Annotated in this window: 19 protein-coding genes and 1 pseudogene; 2 read left to right on the forward strand and 18 right to left on the reverse strand. The window is 43.8% G+C overall.

Features of this window, described 5'->3' with window-relative positions; translation table 11 throughout:
- Positions 1–14: 14 nt before the first annotated feature.
- The 4 genes and pseudogenes from DWZ61_RS11210 to DWZ61_RS11230 form a co-directional block, all read right to left on the reverse strand.
- A complete protein-coding gene (locus tag DWZ61_RS11210; protein ID WP_117466418.1) occupies positions 15–662 on the reverse strand; it encodes an RloB family protein in 648 nt (215 codons plus the stop codon).
- Positions 663–664: 2 nt separating this feature from the next.
- On the reverse strand, positions 665–1927 hold the full coding sequence (locus tag DWZ61_RS11215) for an ATP-binding protein (protein ID WP_117466419.1): 1263 nt from the start codon (positions 1925–1927) through the stop codon (positions 665–667).
- A gap of 827 nt (positions 1928–2754) precedes the next feature.
- Positions 2755–3534, reverse strand: a complete 780-nt coding sequence (locus DWZ61_RS11225; RefSeq protein ID WP_117466421.1) for a sugar phosphate isomerase/epimerase family protein — start codon at positions 3532–3534, stop codon at positions 2755–2757.
- A gap of 138 nt (positions 3535–3672) precedes the next feature.
- Positions 3673–3798 (reverse strand): annotated as a pseudogene (locus tag DWZ61_RS11230) (sporulation transcriptional regulator SpoIIID); the annotation flags it as partial.
- Positions 3799–3954: 156 nt separating this feature from the next.
- Here DWZ61_RS11230 and DWZ61_RS11235 point away from each other — a divergent pair.
- The gene (locus DWZ61_RS11235) at positions 3955–5598 is read left to right on the forward strand and encodes a sulfatase-like hydrolase/transferase (protein ID WP_172594691.1); all 1644 of its coding nucleotides are present in this window, start codon (positions 3955–3957) and stop codon (positions 5596–5598) included.
- 110 nt (positions 5599–5708) lie between these two features.
- Positions 5709–5951 carry a hypothetical protein gene (locus tag DWZ61_RS11240; RefSeq protein ID WP_022312681.1) on the forward strand — a complete coding sequence of 81 codons (243 nt, stop codon included), beginning with the start codon at positions 5709–5711 and terminating at the stop codon, positions 5949–5951.
- An 82-nt stretch (positions 5952–6033) separates the two neighbouring features.
- Here the strand turns inward: DWZ61_RS11240 and DWZ61_RS11245 are convergent, their stop codons facing one another.
- The 14 genes from DWZ61_RS11245 to DWZ61_RS11310 form a co-directional block, all read right to left on the reverse strand.
- A complete protein-coding gene (locus DWZ61_RS11245; protein WP_118538564.1) occupies positions 6034–7032 on the reverse strand; it encodes a DUF5688 family protein in 999 nt (332 codons plus the stop codon).
- A gap of 317 nt (positions 7033–7349) precedes the next feature.
- Positions 7350–8603, reverse strand: a complete 1254-nt coding sequence (locus tag DWZ61_RS11250) for a C40 family peptidase (protein WP_118538566.1) — start codon at positions 8601–8603, stop codon at positions 7350–7352.
- Between the two features lie 21 nt (positions 8604–8624).
- Positions 8625–10016 (reverse strand): asparagine--tRNA ligase, encoded by a 1392-nt coding sequence (asnS, locus tag DWZ61_RS11255; RefSeq protein WP_117466426.1) that lies wholly within the window; start codon positions 10014–10016, stop codon positions 8625–8627.
- Positions 10017–10099: 83 nt separating this feature from the next.
- Entirely contained in the window at positions 10100–11203 is a 1104-nt protein-coding gene (gene tig, locus DWZ61_RS11260) for a trigger factor (RefSeq protein WP_022312685.1), read from the reverse strand.
- Between the two features lie 82 nt (positions 11204–11285).
- A complete protein-coding gene (gene cls, locus DWZ61_RS11265; RefSeq protein WP_118538570.1) occupies positions 11286–12758 on the reverse strand; it encodes a cardiolipin synthase in 1473 nt (490 codons plus the stop codon).
- Between the two features lie 158 nt (positions 12759–12916).
- Positions 12917–14629: a glycosidase gene (locus DWZ61_RS11270; protein WP_117466428.1), complete on the reverse strand. Its 1713-nt coding sequence runs from the start codon at positions 14627–14629 to the stop codon at positions 12917–12919.
- A gap of 14 nt (positions 14630–14643) precedes the next feature.
- Positions 14644–15531 (reverse strand): ATP-binding protein, encoded by an 888-nt coding sequence (locus DWZ61_RS11275; protein ID WP_119623388.1) that lies wholly within the window; start codon positions 15529–15531, stop codon positions 14644–14646.
- Between the two features lie 45 nt (positions 15532–15576).
- Positions 15577–16557: a LacI family DNA-binding transcriptional regulator gene (locus tag DWZ61_RS11280; protein ID WP_118505356.1), complete on the reverse strand. Its 981-nt coding sequence runs from the start codon at positions 16555–16557 to the stop codon at positions 15577–15579.
- A gap of 30 nt (positions 16558–16587) precedes the next feature.
- Positions 16588–17421 carry an MBL fold metallo-hydrolase gene (locus DWZ61_RS11285; protein WP_022312690.1) on the reverse strand — a complete coding sequence of 278 codons (834 nt, stop codon included), beginning with the start codon at positions 17419–17421 and terminating at the stop codon, positions 16588–16590.
- A 4-nt stretch (positions 17422–17425) separates the two neighbouring features.
- Positions 17426–18280 (reverse strand): carbohydrate ABC transporter permease, encoded by an 855-nt coding sequence (locus tag DWZ61_RS11290; RefSeq protein WP_117466431.1) that lies wholly within the window; start codon positions 18278–18280, stop codon positions 17426–17428.
- A 3-nt stretch (positions 18281–18283) separates the two neighbouring features.
- Positions 18284–19186 (reverse strand): sugar ABC transporter permease, encoded by a 903-nt coding sequence (locus DWZ61_RS11295; protein WP_022312692.1) that lies wholly within the window; start codon positions 19184–19186, stop codon positions 18284–18286.
- A 69-nt stretch (positions 19187–19255) separates the two neighbouring features.
- Positions 19256–20614, reverse strand: coding sequence for an extracellular solute-binding protein (locus DWZ61_RS11300; RefSeq protein ID WP_117466432.1), 1359 nt, complete (start codon positions 20612–20614; stop codon positions 19256–19258).
- A gap of 112 nt (positions 20615–20726) precedes the next feature.
- Positions 20727–21422 carry a tyrosine-protein phosphatase gene (locus DWZ61_RS11305; protein ID WP_117466433.1) on the reverse strand — a complete coding sequence of 232 codons (696 nt, stop codon included), beginning with the start codon at positions 21420–21422 and terminating at the stop codon, positions 20727–20729.
- A 43-nt stretch (positions 21423–21465) separates the two neighbouring features.
- On the reverse strand, positions 21466–22215 hold the full coding sequence (locus tag DWZ61_RS11310) for a metallophosphoesterase family protein (protein ID WP_117466434.1): 750 nt from the start codon (positions 22213–22215) through the stop codon (positions 21466–21468).
- Positions 22216–22385: the final 170 nt, after the last annotated feature.

Genomic DNA, 22385 nt, shown 5'->3' on the forward strand with positions numbered 1-22385 from the left:
CTCCCCAGAATTTATCAGTTACTTATTATATGACGTATCTCCCCCACCAACTTATGCACTGTCGTCCCTGGGCACATCTCTGATGGTTTCTTTTTACCTTCACGTTCACACTGCTCCAATTTCTGCTGTGCTATCTGTATTGCCTTTTCCTCATTCCCTGCATTGCTGATTTTTCCATACATCTTTTCATCCGCCTTGGAATACTTCTGTCCCGTCTTGCTCTCATATACTCGTCCGAACTCAGAGCAGCATATCCACGAATCCCGGATTACCGGCATTGCGCCAAAGTAAGCATACATCCATATTTCAAAACACGGATTGGACCATCCTACTTGTATGTCTTTTTTCTCTGCCTCAGCGATGATTTGATCAAATTCTATTACCTGATCTCTGTCAAACACAATCCAAGGAATACGATATTGCGCCTCATAAGCTGTTAGCTCCAGGCATTTATCAATCATACTTCTTGTCTTTGTTTCTACGACTTTAATGACAAGTTTGTTTCTAACTTTTTCCGGCAAGGATTGATGTAATCCTGTAAAAAAGCAACGTTCTGTCCCTTCTGTGTCTGTAACAATCAAGTAATATCCCAATTCCGGTACTTTGATTGTTCTTCTTTGTTCTCTTGTCTTTCTATTCCCTGTTCTATCCCCTTTTGCCATGCTCAATCCTCCTTAAATAGATCAATACTCTTTAAGGTCGGAATAGCACCATACTTACCAATCAGATAATTTTTCTCATAGCTTTCGTCCTTACGAATACGTGCTCCATCCTCATCCACAAAATCTGCAAGAGAATATAATGTTGAAACACCTCGGTCATCCTTTTCAACAAACCAGATTTCATCACGACGCAGCAGTTGATTTGAAAGTTGCCAGGTATCATGCGTTGTAAATACCAGCTGTGCATGATTAACATTAATATTCGGATTCAAGAATGTAAGCAAAAAGTTTCTTACCAAAAGTGGATGTAATCGTGCATTTAATTCATCAATAAAAAATACACTTCCCTTTTCTAATACTTCCTGCAATTCCGGATAAAGAGCAAACATCTTCAATGTTCCTGCCGACTCTGCACCCAGAGGAATTTCAGCCATCTTGTCAGAGTCAATCATCTTATGAAGTGCATTGATCTTATATTTATCTTCCTTTGACTCGCCATCATTCGGAACCTTCTCTACTCTGAAGTCCTTAATATGTTCATCAAAAGACGTAAAATATTCTACTACTTTCTGCTGAACATTCTTATCCTCGACAAACCCTTTGGGCAGTCTTCGAGATAAAAAATAGTTTGTCATAGGATTTCCAAAATCTGCAAATTCGTTAACAACAAACCAGTCTCTGATTGCCTTACATTTACTGATTTTCAGCTTAGCCCCTAAAGAAGCAATCAACACCTGCTTTTCAAGTGCGATCCTTATATTTTCCCTGCTATTCTTCGGCAATCCTGATAAATCCAATTCTCCGTCAGAATTTCCACGATAAAATACTGCACTATACTTTCTAGCAGTCTTAGCTTTGGAATTCAGCCATTCCTCTGTTACACCTTCTTTATCAACGCAGAATCCATAATTATATGTCTTCTCGTTCTTATCTCCGGGAATGGTAAAATAGACCTCAAAACTGGATTCTGCATCAACTGACGTGGAGTCAAACAAAAACGGAGTAGGTCTGTACTCCTCAAACTTCTCTTCCTCATCTCCGTATTTGAAAGAATCCACTACATACTCAGCCATATACTCAAATGCACTGTATATATTTGACTTACCACTTGCGTTTGCTCCATAAATAGCAGCAGCCGGCAGTATCTTTTCACTTCCGATGGTCACAACTCTCTCAGAAAATTCTGTCATCTTAGTGGCAGACAAATCCAAAGTTGCTTCTTCTCTAAAAGATTTAAAATTTTTAAAGCTAAACTGTATCAACATAATTGCTACCTCATCTTCTTTTCTATTTTTTATTATATGCTTTTTTTCAAAATAATCAACATCTAAATGTGCTTTTTTCTCATTTAAGTGTTGATTATTTATTTTCCTTTAGATAAAAAAAGCAAGGTTTTCTCACCCTGCTTTTCATACGCATATTTCTTCTCGAACTTCCGTTTGCGCCCCCGATATGTATTCCCCATTCTCTGTATACAATGCAGCTTCTTCTATTGCCCTCTCCATTTTCCCGGTATTTACTTCTATCATTAGCTTACACAGGAAATCTGCAGTATCTTCCGCTGAATTTGGATTATGAAAACGATAATTTAATTTCGTCCGTTTCAAGCGAAAGCTACACCCCCTTACCTCGCCTGTCCTTCTCTCCCATACTATGAGAAGGATTCTTAGATTAGACCAGACCTTTTATTTAATCTAAGCATAATCCACTTGAAATTAAATTACGTTCCCAAAATACTGGACTTTTGTCCATTTCCACCATACTTTTTCAAAAATTACACCGATCCTGACTACATCATATTCCATTCAAAGCCGTAAAAGTGAAAGAAAACGTTTGAAAAGATTTTATGTTACTAAACCTTTTCAAGCGTCTCAATTCTAATCCGCATACATTTTTATGCTCAACATCCTCTTCTCTGCCTTGTTTTTTCTAAATTCAAGTTTACAATCAATTCTATATTCACAACTTGGCAAGCAGTGCATTTGTACACACAAAATGCAGTTTTGCTTGTTGGGAGTATCTCCCAAACCCTCAGAATCAATCAGAAATCTGATTGAACTCCCCGTCTGTTTCCATCCTTTCATCACCTACATTATTTTCGCAAGTAATCAAGCCTTTTTGCCCTTTCATAAGCCAATTCCAAAAACTGACAAATATTTAAATGAGAATAATCCCAATTCATTGGTTCTAAAGTTGTAGCTCCCCGGTATCCTGTACAGGCAATTTTCTCCATAACTGTATCCCAATTAATATTGCCGTCGAATGGTAATTGATGTTGATTATGACTACCGCCGTTATCCTGTAAATGAATTGCCATCAGCCGGTTTCCATGCATTCCCAACAAATCTTCATCCGGTGCATAATTTATATGATGACAACTATCATAACAATAGCCTACATTATTTGAAGTGAATTTATTTAAAACTATTTTCAAATTTTTAATGTTACTTAAATTCTCAAAAGCAATCTGAATATTCTTTTGTTCTGCCTTGTTTATAAGTTCTGCCAACCGTCTGATTCCTGTTTGATTTAAAGGATTATTATCATTTGGCAAATGTATCACCATGGTCGGTATATCATATTCACAGCAATCCGCTACACATTGTAGATAACTTTGAAATACGCCTTCACCACTCAAATTGTCCAGTGACAGATTATTCTGCTCATGCACAGGCGCATGGATATTTTCTACTAATAAACCAGCTCTTCTGGCTAATCTTACATCCTCTTGATAACCGTCTCCTCTGCCAAACTGATTGCTCCACCACAACATTACACAATCAAATCCCGATTTTCTAATCAATTTGTACCTTTCTTCAAAAGAGACATCATATCCCGAGCCATAACCAAAGCAATCATATATTCCTGTCATTTTCTATCTCCCCTCACCAATACTCAAGGTTACCTGATTTCATTATAACAAAAGCACTCCCTGATATCTACCCGAGAGTGCCCTTGTTTCAATTCTATTCAATTCTCCATATTATTTTACTTTTGTATCGTTCTGTATTGTTACATCCGCATGTACCGTACTTTTGCTGATGCCGAATGCCTTGGCGGTCTGCCGCACCGTGGCGTTGTGGTCGATGATATAGCCCGCTATCCCTATAGCTCGTTCTTCAATATAGTCTTTCAAAGGAAAACCCCTCAGGATACTTTTTTACAGTGTATGAAAGTATCTGAGGGGTTATGCATCCTGACAATTAAGCCGCTATTTGACAATTATTTTGTTTCAAAATATAATAGTTGTACTTTGCAAGTATCCATTTTGAACATACGGGAGGGTTTTTTTGTGAAAGAGTCAAAGCTCCGGCTGCGTTCCGCCGGTTTACTTTCTGTTGCGGCAGGATTTATGTTGTTTCTTTATGCTCCATTGGAAATTTATTTTAATAACAAATATGAATTCTGGTTTGATTTTTATGATCTGATCCCGCTCTGTCTGTTGATGTTTGCGGTATTTACGGGTGTCAGCTTCCTGCTGGCTTTCATCGTTTCGAAGATAAATACCAGGCTATATCATGGATTTCTCACAGTTTATCTGATTGCGTTCCTCTGCACTTATATTCAGGGCAATTTCATGATAGGCAATCTGCCTCATCTGGATGGAAGTACGGTGGATTGGGCACAGTATTCCGGATTGCGTATCGGCTCCGTTGCTCTCTGGGTGGCAGTCGCGGTTCTGGTGATACTGACGGTGAAAAAGCTGTCGCTTACAAAGGTGGCAGATGCAGCAGGTGCTGTCAGCGGGCTGATCAGTCTGGTTCTGTTGGTGACTCTTGTAACGCTAGGGTTTACAAAACAGGGCCTGGAACACAAATTTTCTATGATCAACACCACCTATGGGGAACTGGAAATGTCTACCGATCAAAACCTTGTACTTCTGGTTCTGGACACAGTAGACGGAGACATCATGTCACAGGTGATCGAACACCATCCCGAATATAAGGAAACTCTTTCTGATTTTACTTATTATAATAATACGATGTCGGCCTATCCATTCACCGCATATTCAGTTCCTTACCTCTTCTCCGGCGAATGGTATGAGGATCAGGAAGAATTTATCGAATATGCAAAGAGAGTCTATCGGGAAGCTCCTTTCTTTGATGATCTGGAAGCCAGAGGATACCGCATGGGAATGTATGAGGAGGAAGCTTACCGTCTGGAAGAAAGCATGCTCCGGTTTGAAAATATGATCGACACGACCCCCACGATCTCTTCCATTGCACAATTTATGAAACTGGAAATCAAGCTGGTCGGATTCAAATACATGCCTTTTGATCTCAAGCGCTTCTGCCTCACCATCCCGGCGGAATTCAATTCACTGGAGAAGACCGATGATATCAGTGATTACGAACTCTTTTCTTCCGACAATCAGGCCTTCTATACCTACCTGAAAAAGACACCGGTAACACTGACCGATGACAAATGCTTCAGATTCATCCATCTGGTAGGCGCCCACAGTCCCTGGCATCAGGATGCACAGATGAACGAGATTGAAAACGGCACCTACGAACAAAGCATTGAAGCCAGCATGACAATCGTGGCTACGTATCTGCAAAAACTGAAAGACAGCGGTGTCTATGATAATACGGCCATTATGATCCTGTCGGACCACGGATACAACATTGAGGATGATGACAGTTCCGAGAAACGGCAGCATCCTATTCTGTTCGTAAAGGGTGTCGGTGAGCATTATGATGAACTACAGATTTCCTCTGCTCCCATTTCCCAATCTGATTATCTGGAAGCCTACACACGACTTCTGGATGGCAAACAGGGGGATGCTATCTTTGATTACAAGGAAGGTGATGCCAGAGAACGACGTTTCCTGTTCTATGATTACGATGAGCCCACTCATTTTTATGAGTATATGCAGACCGGATATGCCGGAGATGTAGACACGATGTACTTCACCGGTGTGGAAATCACACCATAATGGTCTCACTCCGAAATAATCACTTGCATTATCTTCTCTAAAAGGTATAATGTTTATAACAGCCTTGTTTTTAACAAATATTGCACGTACATACGAGAAGGAGGGTTCTTATGAAATTATCAAAAATCGAACAGGTAAACGAGTTTCTTGCTATTGTTGACAGTTGTAAAGGGGAGGTTACTTTAAGATCCGTAGACGGTGATATTTTTAATCTGAAGAGCAAACTTTCCCAATATATTGCCATTGCTGCTTTGCTTGGTCAGCATGGTGATGAACTTGAGTTATTCTGCTCAGACAGCTCTGATGAGGGAAAATTCATGCATTTCCTGATGGAAAATCCCAGTGTACAATAGATTCACTTATAAATAATATACTATAATAACAAAGCACTCCCATTAACCGGGAGTGCTTTTGTTATTACTTTAAGATGTAGTTTCACAGCAGCTGCAGCAATCTCCGGTTCTTGTGGTAGCAGAAGATCCGGTCAGACAGCATCTCTCCTTCTCCGTAGACGGCATTGATATGCTGTACGGAGGAACGGATCTCCTGTACACCGGTGCAGTCTACGGGATGCAGGATTGCTTCATGTACGCTTGGAAAGACTACATAGTAGTCCCCGCCCAGTTTCTCCGCCAGGATTGCTTTTACCCCGGGATAGAAAAAGGCCACAGCCCCATGGATTCTGGCAGTAGTGGTGAGAAGATATCCTCTCTGTCCCTCCCTGTGGTTCCAGGGGCTGATCCAGGTCTGACGCCCTTCCTCTTCCGGCAACAGAATGCCTTCCTCATAGGGAAAAAACTTTCTCCTGTCATCTCCCAGAAACAATCTGGGCGGCATCTTGCGGCAGGTGTTCATCATGGCTTCCGTGATCAACTGGTCTTCCGTAAGCTTCCATGGCAGTACCATACCTCGGGACACCTGTATGGTCAGACTGCTTCCGGTCTTCTCACTGGTCAACAGATGCAGCACCAGCGCCACATCTCCAATCTTACGATAGATGGCATTGCCAAGCTCCTGCCTGCACCGTTCATAATTCACCGGACGCACGATCATATGCCTTCTGCAGACAGCATAGCTCAGATTCTCCCCGGAGAGTACGATGTCCTCTTCTTCATCGTCCTCCGTCAGGCCCGCCGAGATCTCCGGTAAAATACTCTGCCATCCTTCCTGTCCGTATCGCTCATACAAAGGCCGTATCAGCCAGTGCTGTATATATTCTCTTTTTCCACGCATCCATAATGCGCAGAGCATATCTTCACGTATCATGATCTGTTCTCTTCCATACATACATCGGTTCATAATATTCATGATATGAACCGCCATCGGATCACCGCATACCATGTGCCGTTCCAGCAGGCGTATGGTCTTGCCCCGTGCCGTTTCCATGTTCTGCACATTCCAACGCAATTCCTTCTTAAATTCTTCGTATGTCATTGATCCCCCATTATTTTCTCCCTGCAAAAGCAGAGAACTGATCCGTAAATTTGCGTACAAAAATAAAAGGTACTATTAAAAAAATCGTTGGAAATCCCGGCCGAACGGCCTATTTAGAATTCTTATTTCAGAGATTTACAGTTTCCGAAACCATCCAGATTTCGGATAACTCCACCCTATCATAGATAGATTGCTTTGTCTATATGCGATTTCACCAAGGATATCTTTTGTCAAATTTCACGAAAAAATAATTTCAAAAAGAAAAAAAGTCCCCGTTTTCCGCAAAAACAGGGACTTTACAAATGTCAAATATGAAATTACACAACGCGTCGTACTGCCAGGATCGGACGGTAATTGGCATTGCTGATCTTGATACCCGTACGCTGTGTGCTGGCATGCACGATCAGCCCGCCGCCAATATACATAGCCACATGACCGTCATAACAGATCAGATCTCCCGGCTGTGCATTGCTGTAGTCCACACCGGTGCCACAACTTCTCTGCTCATAGGACGTACGGGGAATGCTGTAACCGAAATCACTGTAGACGCGGAAGGTAAATCCGGAACAATCCGCACCATTCGTCAGGCTGGTACCGCCCGCCACATACGGATTGCCTATGTACTGACAGGCATATTTTGCAAGACGCTTTCCCATATCACTGCCGGAGGCACTTTCGATGACTGAGGTATAATTGGTCGTTGCATAAGTGCCGGTGGCTGCGGCAGTATTTCCCTGCTGTGCCTTCGCCTGCAGCTGTTTTAACTGTTTTTGTTCCTGCTGCAACAGTGCCTTCGCTACGGAAGCCTCCTGCTTTGCCTTCTTAATCTCCGCATCATAGTTGGCGGATTCCTGCTTTTTCTTGGCCAGCATCACATCCAGTTCCGATTTCTGGTTCTCCAGATCCGCCTTATCGGCTTCCAGCTGATCCTTATCGACCTGCAGCTGGGTCTTCTCTTCTTCCAGCTGGTTCCACAGCGCCAGCACCTGTTCCTTGGTCTCTTCGTATTCCTGCAGTTTCTGGCGGTCATACTCGTAGACGCTCTCCACGAAGTCCATCCGGTTCAGCATACCACTCAGGCCACCGCCCTGTAACAGAAGGTTCACATAATTCTCCGAAGAATCGTTCTCATACATCATCCGCATCCGGGTAATCATATCATTGTGCTGCTTTTCTTCCTTTGCCTTGGCAAGATTGTATTCTTCCTGCGTCTGATCGATCTGCACCTGCTTGTCGGCAAGTTCCGTCTCCTTCGATGCGATCTCATCCTCCTTCATGCCGATACTGGTCATGGTGTTGATGATCTCTGCATTCAGGTCATCGATCTTCTCCTGCACCAGATCCTGCTCATCCTGTAGGGAATTGATCTGGCTGTTGATGTTGTTCAGCTGGTTCTGATGATTGTTGATGCTGTTCTGCAGTTCACTCATGGAAGGTGCCGCCTGCACCGTCTCCGCGGGAGATTCCCAGACAGAGCCGGTGGCTGTCAGTGTCACCGCTGCCAGAAGAAAATAACATAAAAACTTTCTTTTTGCTCTATTTACTTTTCTGCCGGCAGTTTTTTTCTTCATAGGTAAAATGACTCCATATAATTACAGGTCGCAGTTATTTACAGTACGAGGGAAGGGGATAACGTCACGGATATTGCCCATTCCGGTGATATACATTACACAGCGCTCGAAGCCCAGTCCGAAGCCTGCATGACGTGCGGAGCCGTAGCGGCGCAGATCCAGATAGAACTGATAATCTTCCTTATTCAGTCCCAGCTCTTCCATACGCTTCTCCAGAATCTCCAGATTGTCTTCACGCTGGCTGCCGCCAATGATCTCGCCGATACCGGGTACCAGGCAGTCCATAGCAGCCACAGTCTTGCCATCCTCGTTCAACTTCATGTAGAATGCCTTGATCTCCTTCGGATAATCGGTTACGAATACAGGTCTCTTGAATTCCTTCTCGGTCAGGTATCTCTCATGCTCGGTCTGCAGATCGCATCCCCAGAATACCTTGTAATCGAACTCATCGTTGTGCTTCTCCAGGATCTTGATAGCCTCAGTGTAGGTCACATGACCAAAATCCGAGTTGACCACATGCTGCAATCTCTCAATCAGTCCCTTATCCACGAACTGGTTGAAAAATGCCATCTCTTCGGGAGCATTTTCCAATACGTAACGAATGACATACTTTAACATGCTCTCTGCCAGGATCATATCATCCTTCAGATCCGCAAAACAGATCTCCGGCTCGATCATCCAGAACTCAGCCGCATGACGGGTGGTGTTGGAATTCTCCGCACGGAAGGTGGGGCCGAAAGTATATACGTTCTTAAATGCAAAAGCATAGGTCTCTACATCCAGCTGTCCGCTTACGGTAAGGTTTACCGGTTTGCCGAAGAAATCCTGTGTGTAATCTACTTTTCCGTCCTCGGTCTTAGGAACATTGTTCATGTCCAGAGTCGTTACCTGGAACATCTCACCGGCACCCTCACAGTCACTACTGGTGATCAGAGGGGTATGCACATAGACAAATCCCCTCTCCATGAAGAAGGTGTGGATCGCATAAGCGATCAGGGATCTGACACGGAACACTGCCTGGAAAGTATTGGTACGTGCTCTCAGATGAGAGATGGTACGCAGATACTCAAAGGAGTGACGCTTTTTCTGTAAGGGATAATCCGCAGTAGAAGGTCCTTCCACGATCACTTCCGCTGCCTGCATTTCAAATGCCTGCTTTGCCTCGGGGGTAGCCACGATGGTGCCGCGGATCACAACTGCTGCACCTACATTGATCTTGCAGATCTCCTGGAAGTTCGCAAGTCCATCGCCATATACTACCTGTAAAGGCTCAAAAAAGGTTCCGTCGTTGATCACCAGGAAACCGAAGTTCTTGGAGTCACGATTGTTCCTCACCCAGCCGCCTACGGTGATCTCCTTGCCGATATAGACGTCCTTTTCCCGGTGAAGTTCTCTGATGTCTGTTAATTCCATAATTTTTCCTATCCGCACGCTGCGACGTGCTCTATCTGAACCGGCCCGCATCCTATTCGCCGGTCACATACTATTTTTAAAATTTAATTGTTGGTGATCTTTGCGTTCTCTACCAGATAATCTGTCACTTTATCATAGAGGAAATACTCTCTGTAGTCTTCCTTGGAGGTCTCGCCGATATACTCCTCGATGGTGTCATAACCGGCTGCTGTTGTGCGGTCCTGAAGCATCTGATCCAGTTCTTCGTCACTGATGTTCAGATTCTCTTTGTTCGCCACTGCCTGCAAGGCAATATCCTGCTTTGCTGCCTCCTCAGAATAGGTAGCCAGGAAAGATGCCAGATCCTGTCCGTAATAATACTGTGTGAACGTATCTCCGTCCACACCGTAAGCAGATGCCATGGAGGTAATGCTGCTCTCCGCTGCATCAGAATATTTCTGTACCAGAGCCTCCGGCACGGAAGTAAAGGTGTTATTTGCCATAAACGCATCCATCACTGCCTGCTGTACATTGGTTTCATAATTCTGCTGTGCATTCTCATTCAGATAATCATAAGCGTACTGACGGAGTTCTTCCTCGTTCGTCACACCATCGATACCGAAGTTACTGATGACTTCATCACTGAATTCCCCATCCTGTGCGGGCTGAATATAATTTACCGTTACCGTAAATACCACAGCCTGTCCTGCCAGATCGGATTTTCCGTAATTCTCCGGGAATGTAAGATTCAGATCCACTGTCTCTCCGGGCATCACGCCGATCAGTCCATCCTCGAATCCGGCAATAAAGCTTCCGGAACCGATGGTCAGATCGTATCCCTGTGCGGTACCGCCGTCAAATGCCACGTCATCCTTTTTGCCTTCGTAATCGATGTTTACGGTGTCTCCGGTCTCCACGGCACGATCCATAATCCCGCCGTTCTCTGCGGTAATATTTTCATAATATACATTATTGACCAGACTGTCCCACTCATCCTCATCTACTTCCACGGTGTCTACGGATACTTCCAGCCCCTTGTACTCGCCCAGTGTCACATACTTGTCCACATCCATATCCTTCAATGCAGTACTTTCTGCTCCGGCGCCGGTCGCTGCATCCGTGCCGTCTCCTGTATCCTTTGCTCCGCAGCCCGCCAGCATACACATGCTTAAAACCGCTGCCAGAAATCCTAATGTCTTTTTCTTCATTCTAATACTTCCTATACCTTTCATTTTGTGCCTACCATGCGAAATGCATCATAGCACCGCCCATTATAACACATCCACCGGGCTATAACAAGGGTGACAATAACCGGCAGACCTGCTCTTTTATGCGGATCTTCAGGTTCCTTCCCGTGTAATAATCCCGGGTGATCTGACGGCAGACTTCCAGATCCCTGTGAAATATTTCCACCATTTCCCACGCCTTTTTTTCATCATATATCACAGCATTTACCTCAAAATTCAACGCAAAGCTGCGGATGTCCATGTTCGCTGTTCCGTAACACAGTACTCTGTCATCCACGATCATGCCCTTGCTGTGTAGAAAACCGTTGTTATAGGTATAACAGTTGGCCCCGGCCATGACCATATCGCCAAGATAAGAATAGGTGGCCCAATAGACAAACGGGTGATCCGGCATACATGGGATCATAATGTTCACTTCGATCCCGGACTTCACCGCGATCATCAGGGCATTCAGGATCGCCTCATCCGGGATAAAATACGGAGTCTGGATATAAATGCTTTTCTGTGCCTTGTTGATCAGACGCAGGTAATTATCATGGATCTGCTGAGTCGTCTTATCCGGACCACTGCTGATAATCTGCAGATCACAGAAATCCCTCGTACCGGCTTCGATTCCCCGGAACAGTTCTGGGCGCAAAAACAGGTTCTCTCCTGCCGCATAATTCCAGTCTAAAATAAATCGCACCTGGAGCCCCAGTACCGCACTGCCGCAAATCCGCAGATGGGTATCTCTCCAGTGTCCGAACTTTTCATCCAGATCAATATATTCCTTCCCGACATTAAATCCGCCCACGTAAGCCACTTTATTGTCAACGACCACAATTTTCCTGTGGTTGCGGTAATTGATACGAAGCTGAAGCCTCCGCAGGATCGCCGGGAAAAATTCCGCGGTCTGCACACCCTTTTCATTCAGCCATTTCCAGTAGCTGTGCCGCACGGAACGACAGCCCATGGCATCGAACAGAACCCGGACCTCCACACCCTGTGCCGCCTTCTCGATCAGAATATCCTTGATCTGATTGAATAATACGTCGTTTTTAATAATGTAGTATTGGATATGGATAAAATGCTCCGCATTCCGCAGATCTTCCATCAGCGCCCGGAATTTCTTATTGCCGTCGATGAAGATATCCACATCATTGTCCTTCGTCAGCATGGCTTCTCCGGCCTCCAGATTATACATGACCAGATCCTCATACCCCCGGATATTCTCATCCAGCTCCTGGACATCCCGGGATCTCAGCCGGTACTCCTGCTGCCTGATATCTTTGCTGATGTGATCCTCCACCTCTTTGATCCGGAACATTTTCCGCTTGTGCATATCCTGCCCCAGCAGCAGATAGAACACGAACCCCAGTACCGGTATAAAATACAACAAAAGCAGCCATGCCCACACACTCTTTGGATCCCGTCTCTGGAAAAACACGATCACGATGGCAAACAGCATATTAAAAAATACCAGGTGGTTGCAGAAAAAATCTATTCCTGTCTTTACGATCTCAAATGCTTCACTCATAATACTGCCCCTTCAGATGAAAAACATCCCTTTTCCTCAATATATCATAATGCAAACCTTCTTTCCAGCAAAAGAGACTGACAAATGCCGAAAAAATCAACATTCTCAGTCTCTTCTTATCTTTTGTATTCAAGCCGGCGGTCTCCGGCCGTGATATTTTATCCCTCTGTGATGAGTGTTCTCTTTCTATCCTGATCGCAGAATTCAATCACATAGGAACAATCCTGCAGATCTGCCCTCAGCTGTGCAGTACAGCCCTGATGTTCCCATACAAAGCAGATTCTGGATCCTTCACTGCTTACTTTGATCCGGCTTTCTTCCGAGAACGCCGGGCAGGAATTCCGGAATCGCAGCAACTCCAGTTGCTGCTTTACAATCGGCTTACTCAAACCACTGCATACCTGTGCTGTCGTCAGATTTGTCCGATTGATCTCCTTATGTCCTCCTGGACCTGCCTTTTTCACCGCTTCGTAGTCGTTCTTTCCGGCGAACAGATCCAGATACCAGATCTGCGGTTTGCCCGGCATAAATATCTGCAAGGCTCTCGCAAGGAGCATCTTTCTCTCATCTTCGCCCAATGCACTGAAGTAGGTTGCATTCACCTGATAGTAAATGTTTTTCTGACCGTGAAGATCCTTCACATATCCCCCACGGGAGACAATAGTGTCGATCAGTTTCTGAACCCGGTCCTCCGCCAGAATTCCTTTGAGATCCAACAGTGGAATCCCATCGTGACAGCCAAGCATATTCACGGTTCTGATATTTTTATCGATCAGCTCCTGTGCCCATCCGGCCAGATGTTCTCCGTTTCCCGATTCCAGGGCATCTATAATGAGTCCCGGCAGAAAGAAGTCATAGGTGACATATCCCTGCTCTGCTATCTTCTCATATATTTTTTCACTATAGCTTTCATGAATCTCCGGCAGAAGTTCCATACCGTACGGTTCCGCAATCTGTTTTATTTTGTCCAGCAGCTCCCAGGTGTCCGGCTGGTTCAAAAAATTCCGTTCCCCCGGAGTCTTCGGTGCATAAGCAAATGCATCCAGTCTTACAATTTTAGCACCATATCCCGCCAGTGTCTTTAACACTTCACGATAGTACTCCCATACTTTTGGCGACTGAATATTCAGATCCATCTGTCCGAGATAATACCGATGCTGCTCCATGTAATTCCAGACCGTTATAACCTGTTCTTTTGTCAACCTTCCTGCTTTTCGCTCCAGAACGATTTTCTGTAAAATGTCTGCCGGCTTTTTTCCTTCCGGGCAGCCCATGGATAGTTCCTGTGCAATAATTTCCGCCTGCATATATTGCAGATCGGCAGCTTTCATCAGTTCAGGAGCATTAACCTCAGGGTAGTTCACTTCCTGATAAAAAGTATTCCAGTAAGGGATCTCTCTCCCATCCGGAAAACGTACCATAAGAATGGGGAGCCCAGGCTTCCGGAAAAACATCTTTTTCAGATACTTTTCTTCCGGAAGGATATATCCCTGCTCCGTCATTTCTCCGCAGTCCTTCCAGAATTCATTCCAATTAATGAAGAAGTCCTTGTACTCCGATTCTTCCCCTTTTGCAATGATATCCTGGAATTGCTTTGACAACACCGAAGCATGATTCAGAATAAAATCCAGCTTCAATTCAATCCCGAGCTTTTTTATTGCTTCCAATGTTTCGCCGGAAGCATACATCTTGTTCAGAGAATAATCAATCACAGAAAAGCCTCTGTCCAGATCCGTATGGTACAGACTGGGCAGAATATAGCAGGAAGAAAATGCTCCCTCTGCCTCTTCCGTTTTCAAAAAATCTACAACATCATCCAGGGTTCCGCCCAGACTATCCGGGTAGAGATTCAACATCGGTCCTATGTTCATAACATCTTTCCTTTTTATTTCTGAAGCTTCGGAACAAATTGCGCATATTCCTTCCGGTCTAACACCGTTCCGTCCCGGGTAACAATAAGTTTTGCTTTCTCAGCCTGCTTTTTCAGCATTTTCTGCTCAATATCCAGTACCATCATCGTAAATGGGGTGTCTATCCATTGATCACGGTTTCTTTCCAGACGGCTCTGCAATGTCTCCTGGGGGGTACTGTCAAGGTAGATGGAAATATCCACACCGCTGTAGTATTGACTGTTGCTGTGTGTCCACTCCACCAACAGCACTTTTATTCCGGTGAAATCCTTCTCTTCATACCACAGTTCTGTCTCTTCGCGTCCCATATGTCTGACCCATAGCTTCTCTCCGCCGGCTTTAAACGCATGAACCAGTCTGTTTACTTCTTCAAAATTAATTTCCTTTTCCGTGCCAAGATAATTTTCCAGAGCTTTTCTGCCGTTTCTAAGATAGGACTCATACCATGGATATTTTTCGACATGTTTTTCATCCGCATCATTTCCGGCTTTTTGAAATTCCTGAATGATTGTACATCGTTCTTCTGTATAAGTCTGCTCTTTCAGCATTCCCACAATTGCATTTTCTCTGAAAATCTGTAGCCGCTCCGCATCATTGTACTTGGGAATTCTATGCGGATAAGCATCTCCGGACAAAATGTAATTTTCTATCCCTTTTTCCTTCAGGAAGCAGGAAAGTAACAAGGCCGTCACTGTTTTTCCGGATCCGGAGCCTCCGCTTACTGCAACGACTACTTTTTCGGAACGTGTCTGCTTCGCACAGTTTTCAATCATGGGGAGCAGCTTTTGCATCAGTTTTTCTGCCAACGTAGTATCATATATTTTCAGTAGCTCCTTTGATGACGGTTCTGCTTCACTTTCCATTATGGTTCCTTTTTCTATCATATCTGTTCCTTTATCGTCATTATTTTACTTTGTGGACTCCCGGTCGATCAGTTCTACCGGAAATACAACCTGGGATGGAACCTTTTCACTCTTTACTTTTTTCACAATCGCTTCTATGGCATATTCACACATTTCCTGCACCGGCTGATGAATGGTCGTAATGGAAGGATACGTCAGTGTGGAAATCCAGGTATCATCGAATCCCACAATAGAGATATCCTCCGGAACACGTTTTCCCATTTTTTTGCATGCACGGATAATATTTGCAGCCATTACATCACTTGTTGCAAAAATTCCATCCAGATCCGAATTTTTTTTCAATAATTCCAAAATATTGTTGCCGAATTCTTCTGATAAGGGAGCCAACCTGTCTGTATAAACCACACGTCCACTGATTTTTTTATCCTCGCAGCACTTCATAAATGCCTTTTCTCTGCTATATGCAGGGATATTTTCCTTGGTAGGCGGGTTAAAAATTGCGATATTTCTGCATCCGGCATCAAATAACCGGTTAGCCGCCAAAATACCACCCTGATAGTTATCGCAAAGAACTGCCGGAATGTTTTCCGCAATTTCTCTCTCAAAAGAAATCAGCGGACAATTGGAATCCAGATGTTCCATCGTCTCTCCGATATGGCTGCACACAACAATTCCAAGAACTCTGTGTGAATAGAGCAGATCAATATACTGTAATTCTTTTTCCCTGCTGTTCTCGGAAATACAGACCATTATCTTGTAGTTGTGTTTTGTCACATAATGCTCCAGCCAGTGAAGGACCTTGCTAAAGTAAGGATGCTCTACAGATGGGAGAATCACCCCGATATAATCACTCTTCTGCCGGGATAAATTTCTCGCCATTTCGTTTGGCATATAGTTCAGCTTTTCCATGGCAGAATATACTTTTTCTCTCGTCTCTTCACTGATGTATCCACGATTATTCAATACTCTGGATACTGTTGTGGAAGTCACTCCTGCTTCTGCAGCTACATCTTTGATTGTTGGCATATTCCCTTCCCCTTATCTTACTTTTTTGCATCAGACAGTAACGGAAAGTCCGTCGTAAGTCAACAGGAACCCCTCCTGACCTACCAGTCTTTCATATTCCTGCGGAATCATACCGCACATATGAGAATAATGATTCAGATAATATTCCGTATCCGGTGTCACTGCATGCATTCTGCGGAGTTTCTCCCGCAGCTCTACATTTTCCCGAATTCCCATATGCGTGTCACCATCCAGTATACCTCTGCTGGTATCCATACTGACGACGTCAAATTTTATGTTCTGTTGTTCTATAAAATCCAGTGTTTCCTCCGGCAAAGCCCCCGTATCATTTGCATACAATAAGGTCGATCTTCCATCCTCGATCACAAAGATCAGAGCTTCCTCATCCAGCTTGTGATATGCCTTTAAAGGTGTAAACTTTAAATGACCTATACGGAATGGTTCAAACTTTTGAATCCGGTGAAATCTCATCCTTGTCAGATCTACATGTGGATCCTTAGCTATTATCTCCATAATACCATCCCGAACCGCATCATTGCCATAAATTTCCATTACTTTTTTATCTTTTTTTTGAATCACGGATGCCATTTCCCGCAGTCGGAAGCATATTTCCGTGGTATTCAGGTGATCGGAATGAGAATGGGTAAATACTAGGTGATTTACCTCCGATAAATCCACATGGCTGTTAATACATTGGGAAAAAATATCCGGCGACAGGTCGATCATCACCTGATCTATCAGAGTACAGCTACGTGTCTTTACATTTTTTCCCAACAACGTTCTTACCTTACGACATGCTTCACACTGGCAGAAAATACTGGGGAATCCTTCTGCTCCGCCTGTTCCGAGATATCTGATTTCCACTTTATCACCCCTTAATTCCGCTGGATGTCACAGATGCCACAAACTGCTTCTGGAATACCAGGAATAATATCATCGTAGGAATAACCATTAATGTAGAGAACGCAAAGACCTGTCCCCAATCAGTGTAGGTATCGGAAAACAGTGACTTTAAAGCCAGCGGCAGTGTTCGGTAAGTACCGTCTCTGGTAACCAGGGTGGGCCACAGCAGATCGCTCCAGGAACGGATGAATGCCATGATCGCAACAGTGGTAATGATCGGCTTAGACAAAGGCATCATGATTTTGGTAAATATTTTCCAGTAGGAGGCTCCATCAATAATTGCAGCCTCCTGCAATTCCTTCGGCATTCCCTTAAAATGATTATAGTATAGATACATGTACATGGGATATGCGACACTTGGAATGGCCAGTCCTATATATGTATTTAACATTCCCAGTGAATTCACTGTCATAAAACGGTTAATGATAATGGACTCTGTAGGAATAATGCTCAATGCCACAATGGTGGATATAATGATTGCCTTTCCACGGAAATTAAGCATTCCCAGTGCATATCCGATCATTGCATTGATTGTGGTTGCCAGCAAGACAAAGATGATCGTTACTACAACGGAATTCTTGAAGAACTTGAAGAAATCCGCTTTCACAATAACATTGATATAGTTATCCAGTGACAGGTCTCCGTAAGGAATGAATGCTCTGATATTTGACATATCCGATTCAATCTGCGCATATGGTTTCAGGGAAGATACGAACAAAAATACGATCGGTCCGATGAAAATAGCTGCTATGAGCAAATATCCAAGATACATGCACAATTTCATAATGATTTTTTTCCTTTTTGACATTGCAGTTCTCATTCCCTAGTCCTCCTTTGCAAACTTATTCTGCAGAATTGAAATAACCATTACCAGCATAAAGAATGTAACTGCGATTGCGGAAGAGTATCCTACCTGTCCATTTACGAATCCGGCTTTGTACAACTGGAATACTACGGTCGTTGTTGCATTGGACGGTCCGCCGTTTGTCAGTACATACACCTGGGTGAATACTTTCAGGGAATTGATAATCACAGATACCAAAACGTATACCAGTGTATTCTTCAATCCGGGTACCGTAATATAAATAAATTTCTCAAAGGTGGTACATCCATCAATTTCGGCAGCCTCATATAGTTCTTCGGAAATGTACTGCAGACCACTTAAAATGATCAACATCTGCATACCAAGATTCTGCCAGATATACATAATTGCCAGACACGGAAGTGCCAGATGCTGATCCTGAAGCCATTTCTGAGGTGCAATGTGCAGCAGACCCAGAAACGAATTTAATAATCCGCTGGATTTGGAGGAAAAAATGAATGCCCAGATAACTGCCACTACAGTCATCGTTACAACCTGCGGACTGAAATAGATCAGTCGGAACACCTGTACGCCTTTGATCTTCTGGTTTACAAAAACCGCAAGCACGGTTCCGATCACCAATACCGAAGGCACTACGATCAGTGCATACAAAAATGTATTTTTAAAAGAAAGTACTGTCACTTTGCTTGTGAAAATCTCAATATAATTCTTCAACCCTACAAAGGCTGTTTCCATTCCCACTTTGGGAATCAGTTGTTTATTGGTAAATGAATACACAACAGACATTGCAAACGGTAAAATGATAAATACCAGTGCCAGCACCACTGCCGGTGTGCAGAACAGGAATGCGGCTTTTGACTCGCCACGTTGCAATCCGCTTTTTTTCTTAGAACTGTTTGCCATAGGTACTCCTTTTTCTTATGAATAAGGCTGCCCTCACAGACAGCCTTATCCGATCCTTCTTATTTCAGATTATTGAAAGTTCCATCCGTTCTCTGTAATAATTTCATCGATATTTGCAGCGGCATCGTGCAACTCTGTTGCAGGATCTGCGCCGGCATAGATATTACCGATAACGCTGGCCATTGCATCATAAATGGTCATATGTGCAGGAGTGTACGGACGCAGGAAGGAAATACCGCTCTCCAGCTGCTGTCTGTACAGATACAGGGTACCTCCCTCACAATAGTCGGGGATTGCATCCATAACACTGGATCTTGCGGGAACCGCACCGTTGACATCTACTACCATCTTGATGTAATCGGGGTTGGTTGCTTCCTGCAGCATTGCCCATACAGCATCATCATTTCCGGATTCCTGTGCTCCTGTGGTCATGATCATAACAGTAGAACCGGAGCAGGTGTAAACCCCGTGTCCCATATCAGGCAGGGGAACCAGGATCAGATCATCGCCAAGTGCAGCCTTATAATCCTGATACTTGGAATGTCCATACAGAGCCAGGGCATTCTCACCCTTCTGGAAAGAATCTTCATAATCACAGGTTGCATCTGCATATCCATCTGTGAACAGCTTTGCCAGGAAATCGAAAGAAGCAATTGTATTATCGCCGTCCAGAGTTCCTGTGCAAAGTCCGGTCTCACGATTCATGTAGTCTCCGCCAAAGCTTGCTACAAACGGCATCCAGGTGTAATACTCGGTGGAAGGTTTGTTCTGTCTTACATAGATGGGCCATTCTACACCGCTGTCTTTTAATTTCTTCAGCGCATCTTCAAACTCTGCTTTATCCCATGCATCCTTGTAATCGGCAGGAATTCTGACACCGGCATTCTCCAGCATGGATTTGTTAGCCCAGAAAGCCAGGCCACTATCGAACTGTGCAACGGAAATGATGTGATCATTATAAGTGCACTCAGATACTACGCTGGGAAGATAATCATCCATCAGTTCATCGGTTACATAATCGTCCAGATTTGCTACCAAACCCGCTTCATAATATTTGGGGATCAGCAGATAGTCGGCAACTACGGCATCCGGCATATCTCCGGCGATAGAAGATGTCTGCATCTTGTTATCCAGCTCGTCCTTGGAATAATACTCATCTGTAATGGTAATATTCAGATCTCCTTCGATCTTGTCAAACATTTCACGGTATATATCATCTTCTGCGCCGGAGCTGATCCAGACTTTCACTTCTTTCCCTTCATAACCGCCCTGTGCATCTGTTGCAGCGGCTGCTGTTCCATCCGCAGTATTTGCCGTTGTTTCATTCTTGGAGTCTGTAGTTGTGGCACCTGTCTCTGAGCTTCCACAAGCTGCTAATGATACGACCATCATTGCACTCAACAATCCTGCTAAAATTTTCTTTTTCATGTATTGTTCTCCTCTCTGAATCTATACATTTTGTAGATATGTAATTGTATGTCAACCGGTTACATATTTTGTAATTAAGAATATATACTAATTTTTATCGTGTGTCAACCGGTTACATATATAAATTTTCAACAAACTTGGATTTGATTTTTTGTATAGTTTCACTTTGTACTCCAATTTGACGCAGATATTCCGGAACTCCACCCCATTCCTGGTCAATCCAGTTCAGAATCCATTTCATGTTGTAGATATTGGAACCGGAAATATCGGTCGTAAATTTTGTAATATAGGTACTGCTACATTGGTAATCCACCAGAATATCTTCCCGATCCACTCCCACGGATGATAAAATCAACATTGCCAGAATACCGGTACGGTCTTTGCCGGCTGCGCAATGGAACAATACCGCTCCCTCGGAATCAGCGACTACCTCCAGAGCTTTCCTGATCTCTTTTCCTCCGTTGCGGAGCATCAGGCGATACATGCGATGCAGCGTTTTGGTCTCCACCACACTACTGTTTACAATATCCAACTGTTCCAGCTTTGTGGTACCCATAAGCGAACAGTTGATATAATCCATACCCTTTCCCAATCTGTCCGGAAGATCTTTTGTCTCACTGGGAAATCTTAAGTCAATGACCGTATTGACTCCCAGGTGCTCTATCTTTTCAATATCCTCTTCCGTCGCCTTATTCAAAGCTGTGCTCCGGAAAATCACACCATATCTAGTTACGCCTCCGTCACACGCATAGCCTCCCAAATCTCTGAAATTTGCCACCTGATCCAAGCGATATCTCCTACAATTCATCTCTTTCCATCCCTTTTTATCTCTGTTATTGTTATTTCACTCCTTATCCCAACGGTTCTCTTGAGGTCTTTGCATCCCCAAAAAAGAACATAAAATCCTGAATTTCTGTTCTCATCATTTTATCGGTACTTATAAATTCCTTTGCCTTTTCAAACTGTGGTTTTCTGTCGTAGGGAATTTGTTTCAATCGGATCTCGCCGTCTGTAATCGTCGCATAATGTGCCGTCTTATCCGGGTCATCGGGTCTTCGATACGAGGCACTTCCCGGGTTCAGCCATTCCATTCCATCACCTAAAATATGAATACATTGTCTGTGTGTATGCCCGAAAATCAGTCTTCTGTTCCCTGTATTATCTGTTCCGTAATGCTCCGCCCAATATTTATCAAACGCGTACCTGCTTTCTATCGTCCCATAACCACTATCATACTGATGGGCAATTCCGTATTTCCATCCGTCTGCCTCAAAATATGCGGTTTCCGGTAACTGCTTCAGCCACCTAATACCCTGGTTGTTTAGCTGTTCACAATTATAGTGAACCCACTTGTATTTTCCATCTTCTACATTTTTCCATTCCTTACTTTCATAAGTATTTATAACGTGAAGATCATGGTTGCCATACACAAGATGCGTGTTTTTCAGATTGCGGAACCGTTCTATCACTTCCGCCGGATAGATTCCATAGTCTGTATAATCCCCGGCGCAGCACAGAATATCGTAATCAGCCTCTTTTTCCAAAATGGTGTTCAATGCGGCTATGTTCGCATGTACATCTGATACTACCAGTACTTTCATTTTCCGCACCTCCTTCTTTTTTCACATTATATAATTTTACCGCACGTATGTCAACCGGTTGACATACGTGTTTCATAATTTTTTATATTACAAAAAGACTGCCACATGGTGACAGTCTCAGACTGTAGACAAAACGCTTTTGGTCAGCACTCCAGAAGCGTTTTTCTTGT

This window comes from Clostridium sp. AF34-10BH, from assembly GCF_003478095.1.
GTDB classification, from domain to species: domain Bacteria; phylum Bacillota; class Clostridia; order Lachnospirales; family Lachnospiraceae; genus Acetatifactor; species Acetatifactor acetigignens.